Origin of the sequence: Propionivibrio sp., assembly GCF_049316945.1 — a bacterium.
Lineage (GTDB): Bacteria > Pseudomonadota > Gammaproteobacteria > Burkholderiales > Rhodocyclaceae > Propionivibrio.
In genome coordinates, this window is record NZ_JBMOJE010000011.1 from 57985 (window position 1) to 68501 (window position 10517).

Below are 10517 nucleotides of genomic sequence, written 5' to 3' on the forward strand. Positions count from 1 at the left end.
GGTATATCAGTGAAACTCGAGCACAGTGCACCGAAAACCACGCGCCTTGGCGACCGCTTGCAGCGGATCAATCAAGTGACACTGGGCACGCTCACCCTCGTAGCGGTGCTTGTCATCATCAGCAGTTTCGCCATCAATTTGCACTCCCTGGTCGAAGGCAGCCAGGCCAAGGCCAGGGTGCTGGCCGAAAATGCCGGCGCCACCCTGATGTTCCATGATGACCGGGCAGCGCTTGAACTGCTCCAGTCCTTGCAACATTCCCCGGACGTACATTCCGCCGCCATCTATAACGACGAGCGGAAGCTGTTTGTCCGCTATCTGGCCGAAGGGCATGACGTGCCCGCATCCATTGCTTCGCTCCACGAATCAGCGTCCTATGATATTGATTACATCAAATTGGTCCAGCCCATCGTTAACGACGGCACGATACTCGGTGCGCTGCTCATTCGGGTCGATTTAGGGGCGCTTTATGAGCATATGGGTTGGCAGGCGATGATCGCCCTTGCCGCCGCCCTGCTGGCTCTGTTACTGGCCCGATTTTTATTGCGGCGGCTGAGTGCCTCGGTGCTGCAACCCCTTTCCAGTCTGACCGCCTTGATCGACGAGATATCCGAAAAGGCCGACTACAGCATCCGCGCACAAGCCATCGACATTACCGAACTGGACCGGCTGGCCAAGGGGTTCAACAGCATGCTGGAGCAGATTCAGGAGCGCGACGCGAGCCTGATTTCTTACCGCGATCACCTTGAGGAAAAAGTGGCGAGCCGGACAGCCGAGTTGGTGCTGGCCAAGGAAGCGGCCGAGGCGGCCAGCCGCGCCAAGAGCGAATTCCTGGCCACCATGAGCCATGAAATCCGCACCCCCATGAACGGCGTGCTGGGCATGACGGAACTGCTGCTGAGCAGCCCGCTCAATGCCGAACAGCGCCATTTTGCCGAATCCGTCCAGTGTTCCGGCAACCATCTGCTGAACAACATCAATGACATCCTGGATTTCTCCAAGATCGAATCCGGGCACATGGAACTGGAGGCCGTGGACTTCAGTCTGGGCAAACTGATCGAGGATTCCCTGCTCATGTTCGCCCAGCCGGCCGAGGAAAAAGGGCTGGAACTGGTTACCGACCTGTCGTTGATCCAGGCTCCGCTGATGGTGCAAGGCGACCCGGTACGCTTGCGCCAGGTCATTGCCAACCTGCTCAGCAACGCCATCAAGTTCACCAAACACGGCGAGGTGATCCTGCGCGTCAGCCTGCCCGAAGAAACGGGCAGCAAGATACACATTCGCCTGACGGTGGAAGATACCGGCATCGGCATCCCGCCCGAAGCGCAGGAAAAAGTGTTCGAACCTTTCACCCAGGCGGACGGCTCCACGACACGCATTTACGGCGGCACCGGGCTGGGCCTGGCGATCTGCAAGCAACTGGTCGAACTGATGGGCGGGCAGATCAGCCTGGAAAGCGTGCCGGGGTCAGGTTCCCGGTTTTGCATCGACCTGACACTGGCCAAGGCCCGAACCATGTTGCCCACCCCCTTTGCCGCTGACGGCTTGAAGGATGCCCGTGTGCTGGTGGTGGACGACAACCTGACCAATCTTGAAAACTTGCGACGCCAGTTGGAAAGCTGGCAAATGGACGTCACCTGTGCCGAAAGCGGCGAGCAGGCACTCATGTTGCTGGCTCTGGAGCCAGAGGCTGGCCCCCCCTTCAATCTGGCCATACTGGACATGTGCATGCCACGGATGGACGGGTTGCAACTGGCGCGCGCCATCAAGGCCCTGCCTGCACTGGCGACGACCCGGCTGATCATGCTGACCTCGACCTACGCCGTGGGTAACACCGAGGAGCGTGCGCAGGCAGGCATCCTGCGATGCGTCACCAAGCCTCTGCGCCAGGCGGAATTGTTCGATGTCATTCGCGGGGTACTCTGCGATTCGCTGGAGTTTCCCGTGCCAGGCAAGCTCCAGGCAGGCGATACGCCTTCTTCGGCGAAGCCCGTATTGTCGGGCCGTGTGCTTCTGGCTGAGGACAACCTGGTCAATCAGGTACTCGCCAAAGCCATGCTGGCGGCACTGGGCCTACCGATAGTGATTGCCAACAATGGCCAGGAAGCCATTGCCTTGATGGATAGCCGGAATTTCGACCTGGTTCTGATGGATTGCCATATGCCTGTAATGGACGGCTATGAAGCCACGGCGCTCATCCGCCTGCGCGAGGAAAATACACCAGGGCGCACACCAGGTCGTACCCCTTTTCGTCTGCCGATCATCGCGCTGACTGCGAATGCCATGGGCAGAGATCGCGAAAAATGTCTGGCCGCCGGCATGGATGATTACCTGACCAAACCGTACACCCTCGCCCAACTGGAAAGCAAGCTGACGCAATGGATGACTCCGGCCATCGACCATGCGGCCGGAACAATCCAGACCACAGCCGCCGATACTGTTCTTGAAGAAAAAGACGGGCGGGCGATCAACTTGCAGTTTCTGGAAAAACTGCGGGAACTCGATCCAACTGGTGGACGTGGCCTGATCAAGCAGATCCTGCGGGTTTTCCTGGAATCTACGGCAGACACGCTCCGGAAGATCGATCAGGCGGTTGCCGTGGGGGATGCCGATGGTTTGCGTCGTGGCGCCCATAACCTCAAATCGAGTTCCGCCAATGTCGGCGCGCAAACACTCTCCGGGTTGTTCCGGCAACTGGAGGCCTTGGGGCGGGACGGCAATCTGGAGCAAGCCGAGCCTCTTCTCGGCGCGATGCGACAGGCCTACGAATTGGTGGCGCTGGAAATGCACGCATTACTGGGAGAAGCCTGATGTCGCACACTTTGCAATGGATTCTGGTCGTTGACGACGAGCCAATCTCACGTCTCTTGATGCAGGCCACCCTGGAGGAATCCGGCTTCGCCGTCAGCCTTGCCGTGGATGGCGAGGATGCCCTGAGCCAATTCGCTACCAGAGCCTTCGACATGGTCATGCTCGACGTCGACATGCCCGGCATGGATGGCCACCAGGTCTGTGCCGCATTACGCGCCAGGGTGGGCGATGAACTGCCCATCGTCATGGTCACCGGCATGGACGACGAGGAATCGATCAAGCTCGCCTATGACGCTGGCGCCACCGACTTCATCGCCAAGCCGGTCTCCTGGTCGCTGATCGGGCATCGGGTGATCTACCTGTTCCGCGCTTGTTTGGCCAGGCAGGAACTGCGCTCGGCCAATGCCAGCAATCAAGCCATTCTGAACGCCATCCCCGATCTGATGTTCGAGACTGATCTGGACGGCCGCTTTCTTGGCTACCACTCCCCGCGCAGCGACTTGCTAAGTATACCGCCCGAGTGCTTTCTCGGCCGGACAGCTAACGAGATACTGCCACCCGATGCGGCCGCAGTGTGCATGTCGGCATTGCTGGATGCTCATGAAAATGGCTTCTCTACTGGCAAGCAATACCAACTGCAGCGGCCGCAGGGCAATCAATGGTTCGAGCTTTCCGTTGCCCGCAAGGCCACCGACCCCGGACAGGCAGCAAAGTTCATTACGCTGTCTCGTGAAATTACCGAGCGCAAGCAAGCCGAGAAGTATGAACAGTTTCGCAGCAGCACACTGGAACTGCTGGTGGGAGTTGCGCAACTTTCCACGATTCTTGACGCCATTGTGCGCGGCATGGAGGAACTCCATCCGGCGATGCTGTGCAGCATCCTGTTGCTCGATAGCCAAGGCCATCATCTGCGAACGGGTTCTGCCCCCAGCCTGCCCGATTTCTATAATGCAGCCATCGACGGAATCAAAATCGGCATCGGTGCCGGCTCCTGTGGAACGGCCGCCTTAACCGGCGAGCGGGTCATCGTTGACGACATAAAGACGCATCCGTATTGGGCGCGCTACCAGGAACTGGCTAGCCGCGCTGGATTGGGCGCCTGCTGGTCGCAGCCCATCCTCTCCTCATCGGGTCATGTGCTTGGCACCCTGGCCATCTATCATCATCAAGCGCAGACGCCTTCAGAATCCGACCTTGACCTCATCGAACAATGCGCCCGCCTGACCAGCATAGGCATTGACCGCAGTGTCGCTGCAGAAAAGCTGCGCGAGAGCGAGGAACGTTTCCGCTCACTGATGGAGAATATTCCGAGCGTGGCGGTTCAAGGCTATGCACAGGACGGCACGGTGATCTTCTGGAACCATGCCTCGGAGAATTTGTACGGCTACAGTCATGCCGAGGCGATGGGCGCCAATTTGCTGGATCTCATCATCCTGCCGGAAATGACTGATGGCGTGACCGAGGCCATGCTGCAGATGGTTGAAACCGGCGAACCCATTCCAGCCGGCGAAATACTGCTGAAGCACAAAGACGGCTCCCCGGTGCCGGTTTTCTCCAGCCATGCGCTGGTCAAGAAAACGGGGCGATTACCGGAACTGTTCTGTGTGGATATTGATTTGACCGCCCGCAAAGAGGCCGAAGAAAAACTCCTGCTCGCCGCCAACGTATTTACCTGCGCCCGTGAAGGCATCATGATCACGTCGGCTGACGGCTTGATCATTGACGTCAATGAGTCTTTCTCCCGCATCACCGGCTACAGCCGTGATGAAGTCCTGGGCCAGAACCCGCGCCTGCTCAGATCTGGTCGTCATGGCAAGGAATACTTCGCGGCCATGTGGCGCGCCCTGCTCGAGAACGGCCACTGGCATGGCGAAATCTGGAACCGGCGCAAAAGCGGCGAGGTGTACGTCGAGATGCAAACCGTCAGCGCCGTATTCGATGCCCAGGGCAATATCCGGCAGTACGTGGCGTTGTTCTCTGACATCACCTCGCTCAAGGAGCACGAAAGGCAGCTCGAACATCTCGCCCACTACGACGTGCTGACCAAACTGCCCAACCGCGTGCTGCTCGCCGACCGCATGCACCAGGCCATGGCTCAGGCCCAGCGGCGCAAGCTACCGCTGGCCGTGGCCTACCTCGACCTCGATGGCTTCAAGGCCGTCAACGACTGCCACGGGCATGAAATCGGCGACCAGTTGCTGATGACCGTGGCTAACCGCATGAAGCAGGTACTGCGCGTAGGCGACACCCTGGCCCGACTGGGGGGTGACGAGTTTGTCGCCGTACTGCTCGACCTGGCCGACATCGAAGCCAGTGTGCCGATGCTCAACCGCCTGCTCGCTGCGGCGGCCCAGCCGGTGCATATCGGTGACCGCGTGCTGCAAGTCTCGGCCAGTCTCGGCGTCACCTTCTACCCGCAGGAAGAAGACGAGGACGCTGACCATTTGATGCGCCAGGCCGACCAGGCCATGTATCAGGCCAAGCTGGCCGGCAAGAACCGTTATCACGTCTTCGACGCCAAACAGGACAGCAACGTCCGCGGGCACCACGAAAGCCTGGAGCACATCCGCCGCGCCATCGCCGCACGCGAATTCGTGCTCCATTACCAGCCCAAAGTGAATATGCGCACGGGCATGGTAATCGGCGCCGAGGCGCTGATCCGCTGGCAACACCCGGAGAAAGGCCTGCTGCCGCCGTCCGTCTTCCTGCCGGTGATCGAGGATCACCCGCTGGCCATCGAAATCGGCGAATGGGTGATCGACACCGCGCTGACCCAGATGGTGCTGTGGCGTTCGGCCGGGCTGCATATCAAGGTCAGCGTCAATGTCAGTGCCCGCCAGATGCTGCAGGCGAACTTCGTCGAGCGCCTGAGTGCGCAACTGGCAGCGCATCCGGACATCCGGACGGGCGACCTGGAACTGGAGGTGCTGGAAACCAGCGCGCTGGAAGACCTGGCCGGGGCTTCCCGGGTGATCGAGGCCTGCCGGGAGATCGGGGTAATGTGTGCCCTCGATGACTTCGGCACCGGTTATTCCTCCCTCACCTACCTGAAACGCCTGCCGGTCACCCAGCTCAAGATCGACCAGAGCTTCGTGCGCGACATGCTCGACGACCCGGATGATCTGGCCATCCTGGAAGGCGTCCTTGGTCTGGCCAGAGCCTTCCACCGCCAGGTGATCGCCGAAGGCGTGGAGACCCTGGAGCACGGCGAGATGCTGCTGCAACTCGGCTGCGATCTGGCGCAGGGCAACGGTATCGCCCGCCCCATGCCGGCCGCCAGCCTGCCGGGCTGGGCGCTTGCCTGGCGGCCCGATCCGTCCTGGGCCAGACTGCCGGCGGTGAGTCGCGACGATTTACCGCTGCTCTTCGCCAGCGTCGAGCACCGCGCCTGGGTGCTGGCCTTCGAGGCCTTTCTCAATGGCGAATGCAAAGCGCCGCCGCCGAATCGCCAGAAAAGCCGTCTCGACCAGTGGCTGGATGGCGAGGGTCAAGCCCGCCATGGCCAGCGTCCCGCCTACCAGTTCATCAAACAGTTACACTTGGAGGTGCATGTATTGGCCGCAAAGCTTTGTGATCACCGGGCCAAGGGCCGGAATCCGCAGGCGCTGGCCAGGCTGGGTGATCTTCACGGCCTGCGCGATGCGTTGATTGGACAGTTGAAGGTGCTGGTGCGGGAAAGCGTGAATTGATTGCCAGAAACATAATCAGCAAGCGGTAAAGACCATGACCAAGCATGCTGTAATGACCCCGGAAATATTTTCGCCGACAAACGACCAAAACGATCAGTTGGAAAAAGTCATTGCCTCAATCGATATCCCGGCCTGCCCGGCGGTCGTGATGCAGGCCATGGCTGAGTCACAAAAGGACGCGCCGGACCTGCCCAGACTGGCCGCTCTGATCGCGGCTGACCTGAGCTTGTCCGCGGCGACGCTGAAACTGGCAAATTCTGCGCTATACCGGACCGGCAGTCCGATTTCCGGCGTCCGTCAGGCAGTTGAGCGCCTGGGCACCAAAATTGTCGTCAGCATCGTGTTTTCCTTGGCATCTCGGCCGACGAACTCGACGATTTGCGCCAGCGCGTGGCCCTGGCTCTTGATTGAACCTTAAAACCTCAGTTGGATGTGATGCCAATGTCGCAGGCCCTCATCCCCAGCCCTTCTCCCGCGGGGAGAAGGGTGTAAACTCCCTCTCCCTGCGGGAGAGGGTTGGGGTGAGGGCTAAACACGCGTCAAACCTGGCTTTGCGGTCGATTAGTCGCTGTCAACTGCGGTTTTCAGGTTGAAAAAACCTGCTATCGTGAAAGGCAATCCATCGCGTAGGGTGGCTCTGCATTTCCTTTGGTCACCTTTGCGCCTCTGCGGTGGATTTTTGATATTTTCACAGCCTCAGAGGCTGTCACAAGCACCATCGCTGGAAGCCGCGCTGATAGGCGCTCTACAAGGCAGCGGCCTGTACAGCCAATAAATACGCCAATCTTCAGGCATGCAGCTTGTAGAACGCCTATCCATGCTCATTGCAGGCCACAAGCAGTCAGTCAATCTAGATCCGGCGAAGGCCGGAATCCAGTGCGTACCTCTGATATTCATGAAATCAATCAGATAGACGAACTGGACCCCGGCCTTCGCCGGGGTGACGAGTGGGGAGATTAGGCTGAATGAATTTTTCACAGGCTCTCAGCCCTGCAGGTCATGCTCGCCGCAAAGACGCAGCATTTCGCTGCGCGTGGCATCGCGCAGGCGGATGGCGGCGGCCCAGTCGTCGCCGTCGGGCAGGAATTTTTCGCCGATCTCCAATGTCATGCGGGCGAAACGCGGCATCCAGGTCTGGTCGCGCAGGACAAGGCGCGTGCCGCGCAGGCCGCTGGCGACCACCGCTACGCCGGCGTGCGTGGCGGCGACGAAAGCGCCCATGTGAAACGGCTTGAGGCCGGCTTCGCGCGAGAAAGTCCCTTCCGGAAAAATGACCAGTTTTTCGCCGCGCCGCAGGGCGGCGACGATTTCTTCCACATCCTCGGCGCTCCTGGCGGCGGCAAAACGCTCGACGAACAGCGTCGCCAGTCCGCGCATGAAAGCATGCATTGCCGGCTGTTCAACGAACTCGCGCTTGGCGACAAAAATATAGCCGAGCCCTGGCGGCAGCGCGGCGAAGAGCACCAGCGCGTCGAAGAAACTGCTGTGATTGACGAGCAGCAGATGGGCCGTTTCCGGCAGCTTGTGCACTCCCGTAGTGCGTACCGGCATCGCGCACAGGGCCAGAAATATCCGCGCCGCGCCATGCACCAGACGGCGCCCGATGGCCGGGCTTTGCAGCAGCGTGACCAGCGTGGCAACCGGCACGCCGAATAGCACGAAGATCGTCCAGCACCAGCCGGCAAAAATCCAGCGCATTGCACGTTGCAGCCATCCCTTGAGGCGCGCGCGCAGCGCGGCCAGGCCGAGGCGCAGTAGCGGCTGCCAGGCCGGTGGCGGCGGTCTGGCCATCGTGCCTTTTTCATAAGCCTCGCGCGAGGCGGCGCGGCGGATCTTTCCGCTCGACGTCTTGAGCACGGAATTCGGCGGGGCGAGCACGATCTCGTCGGCCGGCAGGCCGATCACGTCGACCGCCGCCTCGTTGATTCTCTGGCTCAGTGCGGCGCGCAGCTTGGGGTCGGTGACACGGGTTTCGGCGAGCACCACCAGCCGCTCGCTGGCGGTCAGCGGGTCGGCGCTGGCGAACACGGCAACGCAGCCCTTGCGCACGCCGGCGATGTTGCCGACTGCCTGTTCCAGTTCGTAGGGATAAAGGTTGCGTCCGCCGCGGATGATCAGATCCTTGACCCGGCCGGTGAGGTAGATCTCGCCTTCAACGCTGTAGGCGTAATCGCCTGAGTCGAGCCAGCCATCGTGGAACAGGCCGTGGGTCGCCGCCGGGTTGCGGTAGTAGCCCCGGGTTGCCGACGGGCCACGGAACTGCAGGCGACCGATGCGGCGCTCGGCCAACTCGCCATCGGCCTCATCGACAATGCGGATCTCGTGCCCCGCCAAGGCGCGGCCGCAGGCCGGAACGTGCATGACCTCGGCGCTATCGGTCAGCGCCGGGCCAGCGGCTACGGCGCGCTGCTCGCGAACCAGCGTCTCGCGAACGATGGCGTCGATGCGCGGCCCGCGCCCCAGCGGCGGGAAGGCCAGCCCGACCGAACACTCGGCCAGCCCATAAACCGGCGTCAGCGCTTCGCGCTTCAGGCCGCATGGCGCAAAGCGCGCGGCAAAGGATTCCAGGGTGTACGGGCTGACCGGCTCGGCGCCGTTCAGAGCCAGTCGCCACGAGGACAGATCAAGCCCTTGCAGATCGGCGTCGGCGAGTTTTTTCGCGCACAGTTCATAGGCAAAGTTCGGGGCGGCGGAAATCGTCCCGCGATGGCGCGAAATAACGGCCAGCCAGCGCGACGGGCGGGAGAGAAAGGCCAGCGGCGACATCAGCACCAGCAACATGCCGAAGTAAAGCGAGCCAAACCACGCGCCGATCAGGCCCATGTCGTGATAGAGCGGTAGCCAGGAAACGAACACGTCGTCACTGCGCACGGCAATCGCCTCGCCCATGGCCCGCAGGTTGGCGAGCAGGTTGGCATGGGTCAGCACGACACCTTTCGGGTCACCGGTGCTGCCCGAGGTGTATTGCAGAAAGGCAATGTCGTCGGCAGCGGCGCGGTAGCGCAACGCTATTGGCGGCTGATCGAGTTCCTCCGGGGTGACGATCTCGATCAGCGATGGCGCCTCGGCACGCAGCAGCGCGGCAACGCCCTTGGCCTGCGGCACGGTGATGATGAAAACGGCTTCGGCGTTGGCCAGAATGTGCGCGTGGCGGCGCAGATGATCCTCGATCTGCGCCAGACGCGCCGGCGGATAGATCGGCACCGGAATGCCGCCGGCCAGCATTACCCCGAAGAAACTGCCCAGATAACTGCAACCCGTCGGCAGCATCAGCGCCACCGTCTGCCGCGCCAGCAATCCACGCGCTATCAGCCCGCTGGCAATCCGTTGCGCATCATTGAGCAACTCGGCATAGGTGATCGGTTGCGGCTGCCCGCCTTTATCACCCTCTTCGCCGTAGAGCAGCACATGGGTGCGCTGCGGGTGATGCGCGGCGTGCCATTCGAGCACCTCGACGAGGGTGGACGCCTGATCAGGCAAGCCGGTAATCGTTTCTTGTTCCAGCTCGACGAATTTTCCGGGCATTCCGGTATTTTCAGATTTTACTGTTGCCCCGATAAAGCGCAGCAGATCGCGAACCGTTTCGGCTTCAGTCAGCGCCGCTTCCGGCAGCGAGGTATTGAACTCGTTTTCCAGGCGCATCAGGAGTTCGACACGCGCCAGGCTATCAAGGCCAAGATTGCGCTCCAGGTGGCTGCCAGGATTGATAGTGCCAGTTCGTCCCGGGTGCGTTTCTTCCACCAGCGTGCGCACTACGCGCAACAGCCTGGCCGAGGTTTCGCCATTATCTGACGGCTTCGTTTCAGGCAGCATGCTGTCCATCGTGTTTTCCGCAAGTCGAGAGATTTCTGTTCCTGATCAGCATAATAATAGCCGAGCGGACGACACCCTGCTTTTGCGCCTTCGCGCCAGGTAACCTGGCTTTCAGGGTTAAAGTTCGACCTGCACGATGAATATATTGACGCTAAGGAACGGCTACGAAATAACTTCCCGATTTTATCTTCTCACCTGCATTGA

The 10517-nt window shown here is 60.9% G+C and carries 4 protein-coding genes; 3 read left to right on the plus strand and 1 reads right to left on the minus strand.

Translation table 11 applies throughout. The annotated features are described in order from the left end of the window. The first annotated feature begins 9 nt into the window (after nucleotides 1–9). Genes ACOYNV_RS04520 through ACOYNV_RS04530 form a run of 3 tightly spaced genes read left to right on the plus strand, consistent with a single transcriptional unit; the run spans nucleotide 10 to nucleotide 6918 of the window. Complete coding sequence (locus ACOYNV_RS04520; protein WP_422898551.1) at nucleotides 10–2811, plus strand: response regulator; 2802 nt, start codon at nucleotides 10–12, stop codon at nucleotides 2809–2811. Beyond that, on the plus strand, nucleotides 2811–6500 hold the full coding sequence (locus ACOYNV_RS04525) for an EAL domain-containing protein (protein WP_422898552.1): 3690 nt from the start codon (nucleotides 2811–2813) through the stop codon (nucleotides 6498–6500). The genes ACOYNV_RS04520 and ACOYNV_RS04525 overlap by 1 nt, the downstream gene beginning before the upstream one ends. A 34-nt stretch (nucleotides 6501–6534) precedes the next feature. After that, nucleotides 6535–6918, plus strand: coding sequence for an HDOD domain-containing protein (locus ACOYNV_RS04530; RefSeq protein WP_422898553.1), 384 nt, complete (start codon nucleotides 6535–6537; stop codon nucleotides 6916–6918). Between the two features lie 566 nt (nucleotides 6919–7484). Here the strand turns inward: ACOYNV_RS04530 and ACOYNV_RS04535 are convergent. Continuing rightward, nucleotides 7485–10322 (minus strand): AMP-binding protein, encoded by a 2838-nt coding sequence (locus tag ACOYNV_RS04535; RefSeq protein ID WP_422898554.1) that lies wholly within the window; start codon nucleotides 10320–10322, stop codon nucleotides 7485–7487. Between the last annotated feature and the right edge of the window lie 195 nt (nucleotides 10323–10517).

Bases quoted from the DNA above. Each gene is read 5' to 3' on its own strand.
- ACOYNV_RS04525 (WP_422898552.1), top strand. From the start codon at position 2,811: ATGTCGCACACTTTGCAATGGATTCTGGTCGTTGACGACGAGCCAATC.
- ACOYNV_RS04530 (WP_422898553.1), top strand. From the start codon at position 6,535: ATGACCAAGCATGCTGTAATGACCCCGGAAATATTTTCGCCGACAAAC.
- ACOYNV_RS04535 (WP_422898554.1), bottom strand. From the start codon at position 10,322: ATGGACAGCATGCTGCCTGAAACGAAGCCGTCAGATAATGGCGAAACC.